Source organism: Clostridium sp. LS3 (genome assembly GCF_055330225.1).
Genome location: NZ_CM143921.1, coordinates 3,898,802 through 3,920,319 on the forward strand (window position 1 = coordinate 3,898,802; position 21,518 = coordinate 3,920,319).

Annotated in this window: 17 protein-coding genes; 5 read left to right on the forward strand and 12 right to left on the reverse strand. The window is 29.0% G+C overall.

Annotated features, from left to right (window positions below; all coding sequences use genetic code 11):
• Positions 1-29: 29 nt before the first annotated feature.
• The 3 genes from ACZJV1_RS18360 to ACZJV1_RS18370 form a co-directional block, all read right to left on the reverse strand.
• The gene (locus ACZJV1_RS18360) at positions 30-299 is read right to left on the reverse strand and encodes an acylphosphatase (protein WP_460289135.1); all 270 of its coding nucleotides are present in this window, start codon (positions 297-299) and stop codon (positions 30-32) included.
• Positions 300-387: 88 nt separating this feature from the next.
• Positions 388-1,716, reverse strand: a complete 1,329-nt coding sequence (locus tag ACZJV1_RS18365) for an N-acetylglucosamine kinase (RefSeq protein WP_463651008.1) — start codon at positions 1,714-1,716, stop codon at positions 388-390.
• A gap of 26 nt (positions 1,717-1,742) precedes the next feature.
• The gene (locus ACZJV1_RS18370) at positions 1,743-2,075 is read right to left on the reverse strand and encodes a hypothetical protein (protein WP_463651009.1); all 333 of its coding nucleotides are present in this window, start codon (positions 2,073-2,075) and stop codon (positions 1,743-1,745) included.
• Positions 2,076-2,479: 404 nt separating this feature from the next.
• On the opposite strand from ACZJV1_RS18370, the gene ACZJV1_RS18375 reads away from it, so the two are divergent.
• A complete protein-coding gene (locus tag ACZJV1_RS18375; RefSeq protein WP_463651010.1) occupies positions 2,480-3,226 on the forward strand; it encodes a 3'-5' exonuclease in 747 nt (248 codons plus the stop codon).
• Positions 3,227-3,369: 143 nt separating this feature from the next.
• On the opposite strand, the gene ACZJV1_RS18380 is transcribed toward ACZJV1_RS18375, so the two are convergent.
• The 7 genes from ACZJV1_RS18380 to chbG all read right to left on the reverse strand — a co-directional run bounded on the left by ACZJV1_RS18380 (position 3,370) and on the right by chbG (position 12,330).
• A complete protein-coding gene (locus tag ACZJV1_RS18380; RefSeq protein ID WP_411169245.1) occupies positions 3,370-4,746 on the reverse strand; it encodes a GntP family permease in 1,377 nt (458 codons plus the stop codon).
• 15 nt (positions 4,747-4,761) lie between these two features.
• On the reverse strand, positions 4,762-6,312 hold the full coding sequence (locus tag ACZJV1_RS18385) for an acyl CoA:acetate/3-ketoacid CoA transferase (protein WP_463651011.1): 1,551 nt from the start codon (positions 6,310-6,312) through the stop codon (positions 4,762-4,764).
• Between the two features lie 369 nt (positions 6,313-6,681).
• Positions 6,682-8,055 carry a sigma-54 interaction domain-containing protein gene (locus ACZJV1_RS18390; RefSeq protein WP_460289130.1) on the reverse strand — a complete coding sequence of 458 codons (1,374 nt, stop codon included), beginning with the start codon at positions 8,053-8,055 and terminating at the stop codon, positions 6,682-6,684.
• Positions 8,056-8,259: 204 nt separating this feature from the next.
• Entirely contained in the window at positions 8,260-9,063 is an 804-nt protein-coding gene (locus tag ACZJV1_RS18395; RefSeq protein ID WP_463651012.1) for a MurR/RpiR family transcriptional regulator, read from the reverse strand.
• Between the two features lie 121 nt (positions 9,064-9,184).
• Positions 9,185-9,838, reverse strand: coding sequence for an N-acetylmannosamine-6-phosphate 2-epimerase (locus ACZJV1_RS18400; protein ID WP_460289127.1), 654 nt, complete (start codon positions 9,836-9,838; stop codon positions 9,185-9,187).
• A gap of 5 nt (positions 9,839-9,843) precedes the next feature.
• Positions 9,844-11,334, reverse strand: coding sequence for a PTS transporter subunit EIIC (locus ACZJV1_RS18405; RefSeq protein ID WP_411169250.1), 1,491 nt, complete (start codon positions 11,332-11,334; stop codon positions 9,844-9,846).
• A gap of 264 nt (positions 11,335-11,598) precedes the next feature.
• Complete coding sequence (gene chbG / locus ACZJV1_RS18410; RefSeq protein WP_463651013.1) at positions 11,599-12,330, reverse strand: chitin disaccharide deacetylase; 732 nt, start codon at positions 12,328-12,330, stop codon at positions 11,599-11,601.
• 226 nt (positions 12,331-12,556) lie between these two features.
• Between chbG and ACZJV1_RS18415 the strand changes: the two genes are divergently transcribed.
• Genes ACZJV1_RS18415 through ACZJV1_RS18430 form a run of 4 tightly spaced genes read left to right on the forward strand, consistent with a single transcriptional unit; the run spans position 12,557 to position 17,534 of the window.
• Positions 12,557-13,207 carry a glycosyltransferase gene (locus ACZJV1_RS18415; RefSeq protein ID WP_411169252.1) on the forward strand — a complete coding sequence of 217 codons (651 nt, stop codon included), beginning with the start codon at positions 12,557-12,559 and terminating at the stop codon, positions 13,205-13,207.
• A 20-nt stretch (positions 13,208-13,227) separates the two neighbouring features.
• Positions 13,228-15,627 (forward strand): GxGYxYP domain-containing protein, encoded by a 2,400-nt coding sequence (locus ACZJV1_RS18420; RefSeq protein ID WP_463651014.1) that lies wholly within the window; start codon positions 13,228-13,230, stop codon positions 15,625-15,627.
• 55 nt (positions 15,628-15,682) lie between these two features.
• Positions 15,683-16,420, forward strand: a complete 738-nt coding sequence (locus tag ACZJV1_RS18425) for an ABC transporter ATP-binding protein (RefSeq protein ID WP_463651015.1) — start codon at positions 15,683-15,685, stop codon at positions 16,418-16,420.
• A complete protein-coding gene (locus ACZJV1_RS18430; RefSeq protein WP_463651016.1) occupies positions 16,398-17,534 on the forward strand; it encodes an ABC transporter permease in 1,137 nt (378 codons plus the stop codon). Before ACZJV1_RS18425 ends, ACZJV1_RS18430 begins: the two co-directional genes overlap by 23 nt.
• 85 nt (positions 17,535-17,619) lie before the next feature.
• Here ACZJV1_RS18430 and ACZJV1_RS18435 read toward each other — a convergent pair whose 3' ends face one another.
• Positions 17,620-18,378: a MerR family transcriptional regulator gene (locus tag ACZJV1_RS18435; protein ID WP_463651017.1), complete on the reverse strand. Its 759-nt coding sequence runs from the start codon at positions 18,376-18,378 to the stop codon at positions 17,620-17,622.
• Between the two features lie 140 nt (positions 18,379-18,518).
• The gene (locus ACZJV1_RS18440; protein ID WP_463651018.1) at positions 18,519-21,422 is read right to left on the reverse strand and encodes a polysaccharide lyase 8 family protein; all 2,904 of its coding nucleotides are present in this window, start codon (positions 21,420-21,422) and stop codon (positions 18,519-18,521) included.
• Positions 21,423-21,518: the final 96 nt, after the last annotated feature.

Below are 21,518 nucleotides of genomic sequence, written 5' to 3' on the forward strand. Positions count from 1 at the left end.
ATTTAAGTTTATAATTAAACTTTTATTACTTATCTAATTAAAAATGTTTTTTCATCTGAAATTACATCTAGTGTTTCTCTCTCTATATTTTCAACTTTAAAGAATCCGTTTCCTACTTTAAGTTTTTCTATAAATTTTTCTATGCTATCTTCTTTTCCTTGTACTTCTATATGAATTGCTCCAGCTTCTCCCCTTTTAGATAGTCCAGTAAGCTTTAATGAAGAAGCACTCATTTGTGCAAAATACCTTATTCCTCCATCAGCTATATTTCCTGTTATAATAAGTTTTTGTCTAATCATTTTAAATCACTCCTAATCTAGCTTTATAAAATTTAAATAATATATATTTACCTTAACCCTCATAATATAATGGGCTATTTAACATTGTTTATTGCCTTTTAAGGTGCATATAATATGCCCCTTTAGTCGAAGAAACATCCTCATCAACTAAGTTATAATCCTTTATTAAATTATTAAGTTCATTTATAAAGCTTTCTTTAACAAAATCTATTTTTGTAATAATACTTCCCTTTATTGCTATATCAACTTTTTTATCTAAGTTAAGAAGTTTATACGCTTTATATGTATTTCTAGCTAAATGAAATCCTGCCTTTTTCAGAATCTCAATCCCATCTTCATCTCCTAATTTAGCTGCTTTAACTATGTTTGGCACTAAGGCTGCTATATCACCTTTGTTAGATGAGTAAACAAATTTTACTAAGCTTGGTATGTCTTTTACATTAATATCTTCTAAAATTTTTTTTGATAAATAACTGAATTCTTTTCCATCATCCTTATCATTTACTATTTTCTTTAAGGCTTCTACTGCAATAAAATATCCACTGCCTTCATCACCAAGTATATTTCCCCATCCTCCAACTCTTAAGTTTTCATTTCCTCTTTTTGCATAACTTATTGATCCTGTTCCTGATATAGTTAAAATCCCATCCTTACCCTTTAACATAGCATTTATTGCAAGATCAGCATCACTGACAACTGTAACACTTATAGGAAATCTTTCTTCAATATAAGATTTTATTACTTCCTTATTATTCCCAGTATCAGCCCCTGCAAGGCCAGCATAAATATGAATACACTTGCTTTCATCTAAATTTTTTAAGCATTTAAGTATCGATATTTCAATATTTTTAAGTCCTTCTTCCTTATTAACTACAATGTTTCCAAAACCAGCTATTCCTTCTGCAATCTTATTTCCTCTAAGATCATACGCTATTGCTTCTGTTTTACTTCCTCCTCCATCAACTCCAATAACATATTCAACGTTGACTAACTCGTCTACTATTTTTCTCATTCTATTTCTACTTTCTATTACCTTAAAATAATTTTTTATATAGGTTTTTAATTCATTTGTTACTTTACTTTGTATTTCTTCTCCATCAAATCCCTTAGTTATTAAGTTTTCAGCTTTAATTTCAAGAAATTTATCTATATTATTGTATATACTTTCCTTATCTTTTAAACTACTAACTTCGTATTCTATAGTGCTTAAGTCTACATAATATAATACTGGTCTTCCTTCTCTTTTATATATTAACTTCATATCCATAAGCTTCTTAAAATGCTTCACAACATTTGATCTATGCATATTTAATTGTGTAGCTACAGTTTTAGCATCAATTCCTTTTATTTCTCCTAAAACATATTGTTTTCTACATTCATCTTTTATAACTTCATAAACTAATTCATGCTTTAACATTTTTACCGCCTTGTCTACATACTTTACTATTTAACTTTACGTTTATTAGGTTTTATATATTTAGAGTAATCTATTAAGCCCTTCATCTCTTTATTCTCTATCATCATCCTTGATAATTCAAAAAACATAATTACAGAAGTAATAAAAATAAATATTAATATCTTCCAAATGAAGTCAGGCATTTGTGCAAATAGTAGTTTAGGTATTATTAGTATTAATGGTCCTACGCACCCTATTACCCAACGATTTATTTTTATTTTTTTTACTTTACAAAGGTAATGTGTTAATTTAACTGGAACAATTACAATTCCTATAAATAAAATTAAATATAGTCCTAAACTTAATAAGCTTCTTAGCATTTGTATCACCCTATTTCATATTTATTTTCGATAATTTTGTAAGAATTTCTAAATTAATACATCTATTATACACTTATATAATACATTGATATCGTTAACAAGTCTATGTTTTTGAAATAAAATTTCAAATTTTATCATTTTTTATGAATTAATATATATTTATATGTATTTTTTCATAATTTTGTATATTATATTGTTATTTTCTAAATTTTTTATTATAAGAAATTACACACTATTATATACACTTATACTTTCATGCTAAATTTTGCTGATTTTATACTAAATTTTCATTAAATTTTATTGATTTTATATAAATATATACCAAAGTATTATTAAAGTCCTTTTATCTTATATACATATTAAATAAATAGGTTATACTAATTTTATATATTATAAAAAAGTGGGTGAAAATAATTAACTATATAGTATACGATTTAGAATTTAATCAAAAATCTTTAAATAGTTCTAATAATAAAGATATATTAAAACTACCATTTGAAATAATTCAAATTGGAGCACTAAAATTTGATGAAAACTTTAATATAATAGATAATTTTAATAGGTTGATAAAACCTACGGTACACAATACAGTTCATCCGTATGTAGAGAGTTTAACTAACATAACTACTGCTAAACTGGCTTTGTGTGAGACATTTCCTAAGGTATATCATGACTTTATAGAATTTATTAGTGATAGTGAAATAATACTTTGTGTGTGGGGAAAAACTGATATAAAAGAACTTATTAGAAATGCAAAATTTCATAATTTACCTATATCGTCAATACCTAAAAGATATATTGATGTGCAAATGTACGCCTCAAGTTATTTTAAAATTCCAAAGGGATCAAAGATAGGATTAAAAACTTCTGTGGAACTTCTAAATATAAAATTTGAAGATAATTTTCATGATGCCTATTATGATGCTTACTATACTTTAGAAGTTTATAAAGGTATTTATAAATATAGCACACCACCTAAAATTTGTAATTTTACCTCCGAGAGAAGAAATATCACTCCTAACAGTCAAGTTGACAATAAAGCATTAATTGAACAATTTGAAAAAATGTATAATAGAGAAATGTCTGATGAAGAAAAAGCTATAATAAAGCTTGCATATATTATGGGTAAGACTAATCAATTTACGACTTAGCTAATACTGTGCCTTATAATTTTAATTTAAAAAAATTACTATATTAATATAAATTATTATTAAAAGGCTGCCCTTATTAAGGCAACCTTTTATATACTTTTATAATATTCGCTATGGCTCCATAAAATTAAGAACTTATGCTTTTATACTATACCTATGGTTCCTAATATTATACTTACTATTAATGCCAAGGTCGGTATAGCAACTGAAACCATAAATATATCTAGATAAGAATCTTTATGTGTAAGCCCACAAACTGTAAGTAATGTTATTACTGCACCATTATGAGGTAAAGTATCTAGTCCCCCGCAAGCTACGGTAGCAACTCTATGAAGTGCTTCAGGACTTATACCATATGTCATTGCCATATTAGTTAAAGTATCCCCTAAAGCTCCTAAAGCAATACTCATTCCTCCAGAGGCTGATCCTGTAATACCAGCTAAAACTGATACAGATATCCCTTCAGTGATTAATGGATTAGATGATATTCCAAGAAGTCCATTCTTTATTATTGCAAAGCCTGCAAGAGAAGAAATTACATTTCCATATCCAACAGCAGTAGCAGTATTTAATATAGCTGGTAGCGAACCTGCTGCACCCTCGTTCACTATCTTAAGCTTATCATTTATTCGTTTATAGTTTAAAATCAACGTAGTAATAATAGCTATAAGTAACGCTACTATTAAAGACCAAGACCCACCCGATTTAGCAATTGTAGTGTTAAAACCTTCTAGCCATGCCCAATCAAATCTTCCTTCTACAAAAACATAATTTGAGAGAACAAAGTTTAAAACTAATACTAATATTATTGGTAATATAGAGACTCCAAATGAAGGTAAGTTTTCAGTTTGCATTTTAACATCCTTTTCTTTGGTACTACCAAAGCCTTCTCCACTTTGCATTCCTTTTCTAGCTCTATACATAAGCCATAAACTTCCACAACCAAACATTACAAGAGATGCCACTATCCCCATTATAGGAGCTGCCCAGGTATTAGTGCCAAAAAACGGCATTGGTATAGCATTTTGTATTTGAGGGGTACCTGGAAGTGCTGTCATTGTAAAAGTAAATGACCCAAGTGCTATTGACCCAGGTATTAATCTCTTTGGAATACCAGCTGCTCTATATAAAGAAACTGCGATTGGATAAACAGCGAAGGCTACTACAAATAGTGATACTCCACCATAAGTAAGTATTGCACAAGATACCACTACAGCTAAAATCGCCTTCTCCTTTCCAAGCCATTTTGCTACAGAATTAGATATTGAGTTGGCAGCACCAGTATTGTCCATAACCTTACCAAATATGGCTCCAAGTAAGAATATAGGAAAATACTGCTTAACATAATTAGCTAAACTCATCATATAAGTTTCTGTATAAACAGGTAATAAACCAAAGCTTCCACTTAAAAGTACAGCAAGAAGTGCAAGTATCGGTGTTAATATAATTACGCTTACTCCTTTATAAGCAAGATACATAAGAAGTGCTAATGATAATATAATACCTATAACCCCTAACATATAACTTTCCCCCTTTTAAATTCTGATTCCCATATTTTCTTCTTTAAAAATTCTCTCATCCATAATCTTTATTTCTTTAGCTACTATAGGCGAAAAATCCATAAGAGATAAAATATCTCTTTCCAAGTCAACACCTGGTGCTATTTCTGTAATAACTACTCCCTCTTTTCTTAACTCAAACACAGCCCTTTCTGTTATATATAGTACTGGCTGATTTTTTTCTAAAGCATATTCTCCACTAAATGTTATTTGCTCAACATTTTTTATAAATTTCTTATTTTTCCCTTCCCTTAATATATTTAGTCTTCCATCCTCTACAGCTAACTTCAATCCTCCTGCAGTAAATGTTCCACAATAAACTACCTTTTTAGCATTTTGAGTTATATTTATAAATCCACCACACCCAGCAATTTTAGGTCCGAATTTACTAACATTTATATTTCCTTTCTCATCACATTGAGCAAGTCCTAAAAATGCTATATCTAATCCTCCACCATCATAAAAATCAAACTGAGCACTTTGCTCTACTATGCATTCTGGATTTATAGATGCTCCAAAGCTAAGTCCTCCTACTGGAACTCCCCCTATAGGTCCTGATTCAACAGTAAGCTTCATCATATCTCCCATGCCTTCTTCATTTGCCACTACTGAAACCCCTTCTGGCATTCCTATTCCTAAATTGGTTACAGCATTTGGTATAAGCTCCATAGCAGCTCTTCTAGCTATTATCTTTCTTTCATCTAACTCCATACTTGATATTTTTTCTAAAGGAATTCTAGCTTCTCCAGTATAGCTTTCGTTATATACCTCTCCAAAAGTTTGCATATGATTTTCTGGATTTTCTGTTACTATAATATAATCTACTAATATTCCTGGTATTTTAACTTTATGCGGATGTATTGATCCTTTCTTTACAACCTTTTTTACTTGAACTATTACCTTTCCACCAGAGTTTTTTGTAGCTTGTGCCATAGCTAGTGAGTCTAAAACTACAGCTTCCTTTTCTAAAGAAATATTTCCATCTTCGTCTGAATATGTTCCTCTAAGGATACTAATATTTATAGGAAAAGCTTTGTAAAACAAATACTCCTTTCCCTCTATATTTATTAAAGATACTATATCCTCCTTAGTTAACTCATTTAATTTTCCACCATCAACTCTAGGGTCTACAAAAGTCTTTAGCCCCACAGTTGTTATTGTTCCTGGCTTTCCTGCTGCAATGTCTCTGTATAGATGACTTACTACCCCTTGAGGAAGGTTATATGCCTCAATCTTGTTGTCAATAGCAAGCTTTTGAAGCTTCGGTGCTAGTCCCCAATGACCTCCTATTACCCTTTTCACTAATCCTTCGTGTCCGAAATGATTTAACCCCTTATTCTTAGAATCTCCTTGTCCTGCTGCATAAACTAAAGTAAGATTTCTTGGTGCTCCCTTCTCTAAGTAATATTTTTCTATATAAGAACTAATTTCTTCTGGATGACCACTACCTATGAATCCTCCAATAGCCATGGTTGCATTATTAGGGATCAATCCCCCCAACTGTTCTACATTTATAACTTTACACATTCTAAATCCCCCTTTAGCTCTTTCTTAATAACTAAAAAGCAATTATTGTGCCATAAGTTAATTTAAAAATATACCTTCATGACAACACAATGTTTTAATAATACATACTTGCAGATTTACTCTAAAGCTATTTATTTTCTAAATGATATTTTATTATAAATAACCTCACACAAAAAGATTTATCCATTTTTGTAAACATTTACTTACAGCATCAACAGTTTCTATATTTTTTTGTAAGCCTATCTTTACAAGTTTACCTATAACTTTATTAATATTGTATATAAAACCTTACATTAAGTTTTTATATAATAAAAAGTGTAGAGTTTATCTACACTTTTTGTTATATATATACATACCTTATCTAAATTATTATTTTATTAAAATACTATATTTTTCAAGTTTTTCATATAAAGTAACTCTACTTATTCCTAGTAGTTTTGCTGCTTTAGATTTATTTCCTTTACTAAAAATTAAAGCATCTTTTAAGGCATATACTTCTGCTTCTTCTATTGTTTTTAAAAGAGGCTTAATTTCTTCTTTATAAGAGCACTCTTCTATTTCATTTGGTAAATGTTGTTTTTCTATTATTTCTCCATAATCTACTAGGTTTATAGCCCTTTCGATTACATTTCTAAGCTCTCTTATATTTCCATGCCATTCATATTGATTCAATGACCTTATTGCGCTTGTTGAAACTCCTCTTACATTCTTCCCACATTGCTTAGATAACTTATCAATAAAATATTTTGAAAGAAGTTCTACATCTCCATTCCTCTCTCTTAAAGGAGGTATCTCTATCTTCATAACATTTAATCGATAGTATAAATCACCTCTGAAGCTTCTGTTTTTGACCATTGACTCTAACTCTTTATTTGTGGCAGCAACTATTCTTAAATCTAATTTTATAAATTTATTTGCTCCTATACGTTCAACTTCTTTCTCTTGAATTACTCTAAGAAGTTTTGCTTGCATATAAAGAGGCATATCCCCAATTTCATCTAAAAATATAGTACCTCCATTTGCCAACTCAAACTTCCCCATTTTCCCTTCTCTTTTTGCTCCGGTAAAAGCTCCTCCCTCATATCCAAAAAGCTCTGATTCTAATAACTCACTTGGAATAGCTGCACAGTTAACCTTTACAAAAGGAGCATGACATCTATTAGAACTTCTATGAATTGCATGTGCAAAAAGTTCCTTCCCAGTACCACTTTCCCCTATTAATAATACACTTGAATCTGTGCATGCTGCTTTATTGGCAAATATCTTACACATCTCTATGGATTTGCTTTTTCCCTTTATGTCATCGAAAGAGTATTTTGTACTATTTTCTTGCCTTAATCTTCCTTTATATTTATCTAGCTCTCTTTTCATACTGTTCAATTTTTTATGAAGAGTATTAATATCCTCTATATTTTTAAACATAACAGTTCCTATTGCTCCAATTACCTCTCCACTCTCGATAATAGGAATTCTATTTGCTACCATGTAATTTTCTTTTATCCTTTGAAGCTTAGCGAGTTCCGCTTTCCCATTGTTAACTACTATATGCATCCTTGTGTTTTCTATTACATCTGAAACATGTTTACCTAACGCGTTTTTTAAATCTATAGATAAAAACTCACAATATCTTTTGCTTATATAAATTATAATACCTTTCTTGTCAACCATGACAACCCCATCGAAAGTAATCTCTAAAAGTTCTTTACTTATATTAGAAAAGTCTAGCTGAGAAGCTTCAATCATAGATATATTCCTCATTTCATAATTTATTAGAATACATCTATAATTATATCATATACCATACTTATTTATGTGTAATATCTATTAAAAGGCCATCAATATCAAGTTTATTATCTTAAATATACATATGAAACTTTTACAGTAAATTATGTACTAATTCTATTTGTACAAGAAAATATTCTTAACATATTATTATAATTTTATCTATTAATTATTATTAATAATAGCATTAATAGTTGTTTGCATTTTATTACTTAAATTAGCATCATTTAATAAAACCATAGATATTAAATCAAGAAGATACATTGCTGAAAATTGAGTATTTATAAACCTTCTTCTATCAACAAAATTAGGATTATATACTATAAACTTTATATCTGAATATTTGCTTATAGAGCTTCCTTCAAAACTTGTTATTGAAACTATTTTAGCTCCATTCTCCCTTGATATTTTTAATGCGTGTATAACTTCTTCAGTTTCTCCTGATATAGAAATCCCTATAACTAAATCATGCTCTGATACAATTGAACTATTAATTATCATCATATGGGAATCTGAAATGCAATGAACATTAAACCCCATTCTTAATAGCCTTTGCATCATTTCTTCTCCAGTTAATCCAGAGCTTCCAACACCATATATGTATATATTTCTTGATTTTTTTATTTCATTAACAATTTTGAATATAGACTCTTTATCAATTAACATTTTAGTTCTTTCTATAACTTCATTATAATATTGATAAGCATATGAAAATATACCATCTTCATCATTTACATGAGCTTCTACTTTATTTGATCCGAGTTTTATTTTCATATCTACAAAGCTATCGCAACCAATTTTTTTAGCAAATCTTGTTATTGTGGCTCCTGATGTACCTATTTCCTTTGCTAAATCAGTAATATTTATATTTTTTATTTCATCTCCATATTGCATAATATAATCTGCTATAGATTTCTCTTTATCAGAAAAGTCATTATATTTTCTTTGTATTTCACATAAAATATCCACTTAATATCCTCCATATATGCTCTATAAATTTAATATAACTATTAATTTACATATAATAGAATAGCATTAAACTCATTGAAATAAAAGAGGTAGGGATTTAAATCCCTACCTCTTAAAAGTGTTATAATACTTTTAGAACCTCATCATTAAATTTTTTAGTTATCAATTGAGGCCTAGTTATTGCACTTCCAACAACAACAGCATATGCTCCTTTTTCTAAAGCCATTCTAGCCTTTTCTGGAGTATCAAAGTTTCCTTCAGCAATTACTTTTGCTTTGCAATTCTTTATTAAAGCTTCCAAAACCTCAAAATTATTCATTCCCTTAGAATGCTCTGTATATCCTATTAAAGTTGTTCCAACATAATGGAACCCTAATTTATCAGCTCTTAACCCCTCTTCTATTGTAGATATATCTGCCATAAACTTTTGTGTAGGATATTTTTTAAATATACTCTTTAAAAATTCCTCATCTTGATCTATTGTGGCATCTAAAGCTATTATATCTGCTCCTGCTTCAACAAGTTCATCTACTTCCTTCATAGTTGGGGTTATATATGACTTCATATTTGGATAGTCTATTTTTACTATTCCTATTATAGGTAAATCAACTTCTTTTTTTATTGCAATAATATCATCGACACTATTAGCTCTTATTCCTATAGCTCCACCTTCTTTAGCTGCTACAGCCATTCTACTCATTATATAAGAGCTGTGTAGTGGTTCATTTTCTAGTGCTTGACATGATACGATTAATCCTCTGTTTATTATTTTCACCCTTATTACTCTCTCCCTATAATTTCATTTATTTTTTGTTTTAATGGATCAGCTTTTGCTCCAAATATGGCTTGCACGCCGCCTTTAACTTCTAATACAGCTGTAGCACCTAAAGCTTTAATTTTAACCTTATCAACTTTGCTTACATCTTTAACAGCAACTCTTAATCTTGTTATGCATGCATCTACATCATCTAGATTATCTTTTCCACCTAAGGCTTCTAAAACTTGAACTGCAGTTTCATTCATGCTATCTTTTGTAACAACTTTAACTTCTTCACCTTCTGGTTCTCTACCAGGAGTCATAACATTAAATTTAGTTATTAAGAATCTAAATGTAAAGTAATATAAAGCTGCCCAAATTGCTCCTACTGCTAATACTAATATCCAATTTGTTTTAGCATTTCCTTGAAGTACACCAAATAAAGTAAAGTCTATTAATCCACCTGAAAAAGTATTACCTATTGATATATTTAATATATCTGCTATAAAGAATGATAATCCATCAAATACAGCATGAACTACATATAACCAAGGTGCAACAAATAAGAACATAAATTCAATTGGCTCAGTAATACCAGTAATAAATGATGTTATTGCTGCTCCTAAGAATAATCCACCAACTAATTTTCTCTTTTCTTTAGGTACACAATGATACATAGCTAAACATGCTGCTGGTAATCCAAACATCATTGTAGCAAAACGTCCTGCAAAGAATCTTGTACCCTCTGTAAATAATCCAACATGATTTGGATCAGCTAATTCTGCAAAGAATATATTTTGAGCTCCTGTAACAGTTTGACCAGCAACAGTTGCAACTCCACCTAGCTCTGTGTACCAGAATAATGGATAAATCATATGATGTAATCCCACTGCTCCAGTTAATCTTAATAAGAATCCATATAAGAAAGTTCCTATTGCTCCTAGTCCAGCTATTGCATTACCTGCTGAAACTAACCATCCTTGGAACGTTGGCCATATTAAAAAGAATATAGCTCCAATAAAAATTGCTGAGAATGAAGAAACTATTGGAACAAATCTTGATCCACCAAAGAATCCTAAAACAGCTGGTAATTGAATATTTCCATATTTATTATGAAGATATGATACCGTTAATCCAATTACTATAGCTCCAACAACACCAGTATCTATTGACTTAACTGCTGGATTAAATGCAGTTATCATGCCTTTTATTGAAGCATTCATAACTAAGAATGATACTGCACCAGCCAAACCTGCAGTACCCTTATCTTTTTTGGCAAGTCCTACAGAAAGTCCTATACACATAATAAGTGCTAAATTTGCAAATACTACTTCTCCTGCAGATGACATAATCGAAAAAATTCCTTGTAACCAAGAAATATTTAAAAATGGATAAGCTTGTACAGTATTAGGATTTGATAGAGCTCCTCCTATACCAAGCAGTAACCCAGCTGCTGGTAATATAGCAATTGGTAACATAAAGGATTTACCAATCTTTTGTAGTTGTTTAAACATTTTAGTACCCCCTTAATTTGAAAATAATTTTTATAACTTCTCTTTTATAAAAAAAATTTTATCTGAATACATTTACATACTATCATGAAAATAATTTTTATTCAACTATTTTTTATAAAATTTTTTTCACGTTTTTATATCCTATATTATTCTATTCTTTAATTTAAATATAGTATCTACTTTATATAAAAATATAATCTATTTTTTAATACAAAAAACCGCATCAAAATAAATGATACGGCTTTATTATTAATTATTTTATTCTTAAAATATATCTCTATAATTACAGATTTCTATTTTATTTTCCTCAAAAAAATTTTTAAGTTCTTTAGATGTAAGTATTTTTAATTCCTCTACTCGTTTTAAATTATAGGAGCTTGTCTCCATTATAAAGCTATCAATATAAGCTGGATGACTCATTGTTTCTAGGATTTCATATTCCCCTATCTTATCTTTTAAACTTTTAAAGGTATCAATAGAAACTGTATTATCATAAAATATACCTTCATAAGGTACTATTTTATTGTAATTTAAATCATATCTCAGTCCACCTCTTATAGGAAAGCTATACTTTTCTAATATTTTTTCTATTACAGGCTTTAAAAATTCTGACATATGTATATGATGATGTGAATCTAAGTGAGTTATTTTAATTCCAGCTTCTTTAACTTTTTCAATTTGTGCACAAAACTCATTATATATTTCATTAAGATCGAAATTTTCTACTCTTTTATTATATATTCTTTTATAAAAATATCCATTCTCATCTACAATAGTTTTATGTGTTTTTAAAACTGGCTTATATGCAGATAATGTTAAATGTACTCCACACCCAAGTTCCGGACAGTCTTTTAAAAGCTCAACTGCATGGTCAAAACCTGGCATTCCAGCCATAATAGAAGTACTTTTAATTACTCCATTTTTGTGGGCATCAATTATACCATAATTTACTCCTCTACTTAACCCAAAATCATCAGCATTTATAATTAATCTCATAATACTCTTCTCTCCTTTAAGCTTTATACTATAATCTTATCAAATTACATAATTAACCTCAACTTCAATTGCTTATATTATTGCTTTACTTAATCAATATTTATATCTTTATAATGCATAAATTACCATAAGCAAAATAAAGCATAAATGTTTAATTTTTAGTATATATATCTATCTATTTGAACAAAATAAAATGAAATTCTAATTGTAAAAGGAGTATATACTAATGAATAAAATTTTAAAAAATTCTTTATTAACATTATTTTTATTTACTTTAGTTTTAATGCCTATTAAGGTTCAAGCTATTGGTGATAATTGTTGCAAAGGAGATGCTGCTAATAAATCTGCCTGTGATTTAATTATGAAAGAAAGACAGCTTTGGATTGAACATGTTTTATGGACGAGAAACTTTATTGTAAGTGATATAGCTTCTCTTGAAGATAAGGATGCTGTATTACAAAGACTTCTAAAAAATCAAGATGACATTGGAAACTCAATTAAACCTTATTATGGAGAAGAAGCTGGGAATAACCTTGCTAAGTTATTAAGAGAACATATATCACTTGCAGGTCAAGTTGTTGATGCAGCTAAAAGTGGAAATAAAGAAGACCTAGAAAAATATAATAAATTGTGGTATGAAAATGCTGATAAAATGGCTGATTTTTTAAGTTCTGCTAATCCTAAGTACTCTAATAAAATGCTAAAGGATATGTTACACAAACACCTAGAATTTGTTACAGCTCAAGCTGTTGCTAGATTAAATAAAGATTGGAAAGCTGACATAGAAGCATATGATAAAGGACAAGAGCATATGATTAAGTTTGCTGATGTTATTTCCAATGGTATAATCAAACAATTTCCCGAGAAATTTAAATAATTCTCTGTGAGGTATAAATTATGAAAAAACCAGCTAAATTTTATTCTCTTATATTTTTAACTATTTTTTTCTCCTGTATTCTCATAGTATCTTGCCCAAAGGCTATTTCAGATGTAAATCTTGTACAAGATTCTGGTAAAGTTAACAAGTTATCATCTCATTTTCGTAAAACTACTGATAAAATAACCCTTAGTAAAAATCAAAAGGTAAATTTGCAGGGTCTAGATAAGCTAAATATTTCAGGTAGCAATCAATTTTCTGAAACTGGACTTTCTTTAATAAAAGAATCTATACCTAATGGTTTTTCTATAATAGATATTGATTTAAGGCAAGAATCTCATGGTTTTATAAATGGTATACCAGTTAGTTGGAAGAATTCAAAAAATAATGCAAATGCCGGTTTAAGTAAAGACGAAGTTATCCTTGATGAAAACAAAAAATTAGATTCTATACCACTTAATGAACCTATAACTTTATATAATACTAATAAATCAATAATCCCTAAAGTAGTTGAAAATGAAGAGACTCTTGCTAAAAATAATGGCTTATCCTATATTCGTATTCCTGTAACAGATGGTCAGTTACCTACAGATGACATGGTAGATTACTTTATAGATATTGTTAAGAATCAGCCTGCTAATAGCTGGCTTCATTTTCATTGCAAAGCTGGTATAGGCAGAACTACTACATTTATGATAATGTATGACATTATGAAAAACTATAATGAAGTAAGCTTAAATGATATTATTACACGTCAAGTGCTTTTATCAAACATGAGTGAGAAATCTGCACAAGACTTTTATAATGGAGAGCACTTTAGATTTTTAAATGATTTTTATAATAAATATAAAAGTGGAGGCTATGAAACCTCTTCTCAAAGTTTTAAAAATGATATCTCCACTTCTAATGATTTATATATCAAAAACTCTATAATTCCTAAGTGTCTATATGTAATATCAGAAAATGACATGAGTAAAGAAGAGCAGACTATGATTTCTGCTCTTCAAGGAACTGTTTCAAATAAATCAGATCAACAAATTTATATTCTTACTTCAATGGAGCCAGACTATAAAGTCTGGCTCCAAGATTTAAATAGTAATTACAATGTTAAATATAAAACTGTAAAAGATCCTTGGTTATTATTAAATAAATTCAAATCTTATATAAATGGATATATATTATATAGTAACTCTAATTTGTCATCTATAAATAACGCTTGCTCTCTTGCTTCATTAAAAGATTCAATAGTTATTGATGAATCTTTAGAATCTAAGGTTAAAAGTTATGGAATAACTAATTTAATTGAAGACTGTAGAAATACAGATAAATATTGGGCATATAATAACCTTTGGAATTCAGGATTAAATCATTCTACTGTTATAGAATTATCACCTGAAAAAACCATGGCTTTAAGAGATTATGCCATAATGTCAAAGTCACTAATATTTTATGAAGATGATATAAATGATACCTCTTTAAGAGAAAAAATTTTTAATTCTATGGATGATACTTCTCGTTGTTTAGGTTGGGGACCTGATGAGCATACTAATGTAAGTATAACTTCTAGGTGTGGAGTAGATATGATTGCTGCTGATTGGTCTTATAATCTATCTGTATTAAGTTCATATCCAACTATTGTACAAACTCAAAATTCTAATAATGAATTTACTAATGATGATAACGTTCATTATGTAACCTTTATTATGTCTGATGGTGATAATCAGCAATGGTTTTTAGGCAGTAACTATAGTTCTAAAAATTGGTATGGTTCTCCTTATAGAGGAACCTTTAATTTAGGTTGGTCTATAAGCCCATCTCTATATTATTTAGCTCCTACAGTTTTTAATTACTACTATAAAAGTGCTAGTTCTTCTCAATATGCTGATAACTATTTAGTTTCTCCCTCTGGAAATGGTTATATATATCCTAGTAAATTTCCTATAAATAAACTAGATAATTACACAAAAAGACTGAATGAATATATGAAAAAAGTAGATCAAAACTATGTTCTAATCCTTGATGATGATGCTTTTTATAAAAAAGAGTTATGGGATAAATATACTGATTGCTCCAATATAAACGGTCTATTTTACCTTAACTATAAAAAGAACAATGAATATGACGGTAAAATAATTTGGTCAAATAATAAACCTATAGTATCTTGTCGCGATTTACTTTGGAATAGCCTAGAAAATGAAGAAGAACTAATTAAAAATATTAATTCTAGAATTGAGTCAGCTTATACAGATATTACAAATCCAAATTCATATACTTTTGTTTATGTTCATGTATGGAGTAAAACTATGGACAACGTTGAATATGTAGTTAATAAATTAAATGATAATCCTAAAGTAAAAATTGTTACTCCAGATACTTTTATGAAATTAATTAAAGAAAATATATCCCCTCTTAAAGTTTAATATAAGGTGATATAATTATATTAGTAACTTATAAAAGATAAAGAGGTGTAATAGAATGCCCATTCTTGAATTAAAAAATATATCAAAGTCCTTTGGAAAACATAAAGTTTTAACTGATATTAGCTTAAATATAGAAAAAGGACAAATAATCGGGCTTATTGGTCCATCTGGCTCCGGAAAAACTACATTAGTAAAAACTATTATAGGAATGGAAGAGCCTGATAATGGCACTGTAACTGTTTTTAACACTGAAATGCCTAATAGAAAAATTCTACAAAATGTAGGGTACATGGCTCAAAGCGATGCATTATATGAAGATTTATCTGCAAGAGATAACCTTATTTTCTTTGCTAATTTATTTTCTCTTAGTAAAAATGAAATAATTGATAGAATAGACTACTTATCAAAATTAGTTGGCTTGGGAAATGAACTTAATAAAAAAGTGAAAAATTATTCTGGAGGCATGAAGAGACGTCTTTCTCTAGCACTAGCTTTGATTCAAAACCCCAATTTGTTAATTTTAGATGAACCCACTGTAGGTATAGATCCTGTACTACGTATAAGTATATGGAAAGAACTCGTTAATCTAAAAAATGAAGGAAAATCAATAATTGTTACTACCCATGTAATGGATGAAGCCGAAAAATGCGATCATCTTAAATTAATTAGAGATGGAAAGATAATTGCAAGTGGTTCTCCCTTAAGCTTAAAAGAAGAATTTAAGGTTTCAACGATTGAAGAAGTATTTCTGCTATCAGGAGGTGAAATTTATGAGAATAATAGCCTTAGTTAAAAGGATTCTTTTGCAAATGGTTCATGATAAACGTACCTTAGCCTTAATGATGATAGCGCCTTTAATAATTTTAACTTTAATGAACTTACTATTTAATACAACTAGTGCATCCAACATAAAAATTGGTGCTTATAATATAAATACTAACATCATAGATAATCTTAAAGAAAGTGATATAGATATATATGAATTTAGTGATAATAATGATATATCTAATAAAATAAAAGAAAATAAGTTAAATGCATTTATTTCTATAAATAATGATAAGCTATATATTACTTACGAAAATAGCGATCCAACTAAAACTAAACAAATAGGTGCTATTATTCAATCATCTATCACTAAAATTCAACTTAAAAATCTCCTTGATATTACTAAAAAGCAACAAGAAATTATTAATTTTCAAAGTCAATTTATTAATCAAAATATAAACAATAACATGATCTCAAATGAGTCACTTAGTACTATTTCAAATGAAATAGAACGTGATTATATATATGGGAATGAGGATACTAATATATTTGATAGTATAACACCAATACTCATTGGCTTCTTTGTTTTTTTCTTTGTATTTTTGATTTCAGGAATATCATTACTAAAAGAGAGGACTAGCGGAACATTAAACAAGTTATTAGCTACACCAATTAAAAGAAGTCATTTAGTATTTGGTTATCTAATTGGATATGGAATATTTGCTGTTATTCAAACCTTTATAGTAGTTTTATTTTCAATTTATGTATTAAAAATCGAAATAGTCGGAAGCATATCCCTTTTATTATTAACTAACATTATGTTGGCCTTCGTTGCCTTATCCTTAGGAATATTTCTTTCAACATTTGCAAATTCAGAATTTCAGATGATACAGTTCATACCGATTATAGTATTACCTCAAATATTATTTTCAGGTATTATTCCATTAGAATCAATGGCTAATTGGATTCAAGGTATCGCTAAATTAATGCCTCTATACTATGCAAGCGATGCATTAAAAAAGGTTATAATTATGGGTAATAACTTTGGTCAAATACAATTTGACTTATTCATTTTATTAATATTTTCAGTTATTTTTACAACGCTAAACATATTAGGCTTGAAAAGATACCGTTATGTTTAAAAATATCTATAAAGAACTTAAAGCCATATCTCTTACTAGAGTCACGGCTTTAAGTTCTTTATATATACTAACATAAATTTATATTTTATTTTGCATATTTAACAACAATATCTCTTAGTGTTGTAGCTGTTTCTAGTCCTAATCTATCATTGTAATACTTAGCAAATCTTTCATCTGCAACGTACATTTCTGCTAATCCTATATGAGCTTGTGCTGAATAACTTGGCCATGAGAAATTTAGCCAAGCTTTATGATTTTCATAAACACTTTTCGCTGTTTCTGATTCTAAATCCTTTGTTCTTATAACTTCTGCTAAAGCTTCAAACATTTCATTTTCAGTATTTTGCATTTTATTAAAGTCATCTTCACTCATACTCATAAACTTTTTATTAGATGCTTCAACTGTTTCATTACCATACTTTTCTCTAATCTCTTTTCCGTATTTAGCTTCATTTTCTGATATTTTTTCTTTTTTAAATCCTTCAAACTTCTCTTTATTTGACATTTCCCTCTCTCCTTTATTATGCTCCAATGTTTTTTCAACAGTTGAAATCAATTGATCAAGTTGATTTCTCCTAGAAATAAGTCTTTGATGATGCTCAATTAAAGATTGGCAGATATCAAAATTAGGCTTAGAGATTATATTTTGTATATCTTCTAATTTCATATCCATTGATCTATAAAGTAATATTTGTTGTAATAAATCTACTTCTTTTTCTCCATAAATACGATATCCAGAAGAGTTAATTCTACAAGGCTTTAATAACCCTATTTCATCATAATATCTAAGTGTTCTTAAACTTGTTCCTGCCAATTCAGCTAGCTTTTTAATTGTATATTCCATAGCATTACCTCCTGACAATTTTATAATAAAGGATTACGTTGCGTTAATGTCAATATATAAAAACAATATATTATTAAATAAAAAAGCAAACTAAGTATAGTATAAAATACTTAGTTTGTACTTTTCTATAAAACTAATAATTAATTTTTCTTTCTCCTAAACATTTTTAATCCTAATAAAGTTAATGCTCCACCAATTCCAGCTATAGCAGTTCCTCCTACTACAGCCCCTGTATTAGGTAACTTATCTTTATTGATAGATTCTTTGTCATTAGAATTTTTATCACTAGAAGTTTCTGCTTTTTCTTCTACTACTACCTTAAGTTCTTTTTCTGTTTTAACACCTTTACTATCAGAAACTTCAAATACTACACTGTATTCTCCCTTTTCAGTAACAACAGAATTAGAGTCTAATTTAATATTGTTAGATTTTATATTTATATTGTTAGTTAAATCTCCATCTTCTTTATCTGATGCAACTAATTTATGAATATCTTTATCCCACTTATCTCCAACATATAATTTTATATCTTCACCATTAATTACTGGAGCTTCATTTGTAACTTCTGCATTACCTAACTCAACTACTAATTCAAAGCTTGCTCCCATAGCATTTGAAGTATTTACATCAAAGGCTATCTTTCCATCTTTTAAGTTCACATTTGAGATTTGATCATCTGCTTTTACTAATTTAGTTGCTGATTTCGCAACTTCTATTGATATATTTTCTCCTTGGAAAGTAGGATCAGAAACAGATATTGTTAATGTATTATCGACATTTTCCTTTATCATAACTGATGCTTTTCCTGATGATGTTATACTTCCTGATGTATTTTTTCCATCTACCCAGAAGTTAGCTCCTTCCATATTTAAAGTTGTGTGTTTAACTCCATGAGCTATTTCATCATTTCTTACAATTTCAATATTTGGATTATTAGCATATTCTGCTACTTGTTGTGAAGATTTATTTGGTAATAATACATAGCTATATGATTGATCCTTTATATTTTTTCCATGATCTATATACATAGTTAAATAGTTGTTTGTAATAATTTTATTTCCTGCTGGTTTAGAAGCATTTATATCAAACCAATTTCCTTCTCTATTTTCTCTTAATAGATTAATGTTAGCTCCATTTGGAAAATAGTATCCTATATTTGCTCTCTCTACATTTCCTTCTAAATAAGCCCACTTAGCTTCATTAGCACTATCTTTATCTCCTAAAGCTTGTACCTTTTCAGCTCCATCAACAATAAATTTATTTGAACCATCTTTTCTTATCTTTCTATTTTCAATTATTGTTTCTGTGCTAAAATCTTCTGGATTAGTGATACCTGAACCTAAAGCAACAATTTCATTATCAAACATAAACCATGATTTATTTGCCTTTAAAGAGTCATACTTGTTGTCTATTTGCATTCCTGCAGCACCATATACCCCTAGCTTAGCTCCACCAGACCAGTTGCTGTTTCCTAATTCATAGTAAACTTCATCTTGTAGTGGAGAACCTGGATCTACTCCTGGAAGAATACCTTTATCACTTCTTAATCTCTTATCTATAGTTGTTCCTGGCATTCTATATGGATCTATCGTTGGCCAGAAATCATCTGAGAATTGAGTTAAATCACTATTATGAAGATAAAGCATACCATCTCCTTGGAACCAAGGCTTTAAGTTTTCTTTATTCATGAATTCATATTTACTTATTCTATTTGAGCTTCTTGCAATAGCTAGTCCATAATCTTGTCTTTCATGAATAGTTTTATCCATCATATTTAAGGCATAATGTGCATCTCCTTGCTCCGCCGTAGCGATAGTTGGGTCTTTCATAATTGCATAGAACTTGTTTGTTACATTTATTGATTTAAACTTTGTTCCAAAGTCTAGTACACTACTTGCTTCTGTAGACCACTGCTTTACTAATGCTTGTATTTTACTAGCTGTAGCTTCATCTGAAATCAGAGATATTTTAAGCATTCCCTCTATTATACCCGCCGCTTGCATGTATCCGTTTCCATCGAATCTAGATATAGATCTTCCTCTGACCATGTCCATAACATATCCTTTATATATTACAGGGTCAAAGCTTTCAAATATCCAATTGTATGCATTATTTTTGTAATCTGAACTAAGCTCCCATGGAGTTCCTTCTAATAAGAACATTATATTAGAAATTTTATCTATAAGCACATTTCCGTATGATCCAGTATAAGCAACTATTCCATGTTGAACATAAGATCCATCTGGATAGAAACCATCTCCACTCGTTACATACTTAAAGACATCCCCTATATCTTCTGATGCTTCTTTTATTTTATCAGGATCTTTTAAGTTAACACCTTGAAGTAGCTTATTTACACATACATCTGCTAAATTAGCTCCTGTATGATATTTACTTCCTGGCTCAATACTTGGTAAGAATTTTTGTATTGCATTCATATATTTTGTTACTTGTTCTTGAGTTAAGTCATCATACATTAATATAACAACATTGTTTAATCTAGCAGGTATTCCAATCATCCAATCCCACCAGTTACCATATTGTTCTATACTTTCATTATAAGCATTCTTATTTATCCACTCTAATGCATAAATTATTTTGTTTTTCAAGTCTTCATTTTTGTAGTAAGTATTATTAGGTAAGCTATAAGCCATAGTCATAGATACAATGTTATTAAACATTGATGTTATTCTTGCAGGGTTAGCTTTATAATCTTGTAAGTCTGCCCATAGATAATTTTTACTTTCATCTAAATTCATAGATTCTGAATATATCTTAGCTTGTTTTGCATATCCCTCTATTTTTTTTGCTATAGTTGGATTGGTTACATCAATTGATGCTCCTCCAGTTAAATCTTCTTTCCATTTTAGTCTAAGAGATTCTATTAACTTGTCTATATCTCCATTAGCATTGGCAACGATACTATTTGTGTTATCTTGATTTGTTACTGCATTTACAGTTGTACCTAAAGCTGTAGTAATAATTACACTTCCTGCTAAAGCTAATGCAATTAATCTTTTTGTTGACTCTTTACTCTTTTTCATAAAATACCTACCTTATCTTATAATATTTAAAGAAATTAAGTTTAGTAAACCGGTTTATAATTTTCTATATTAATATTATACGTTTACAATAGGTTT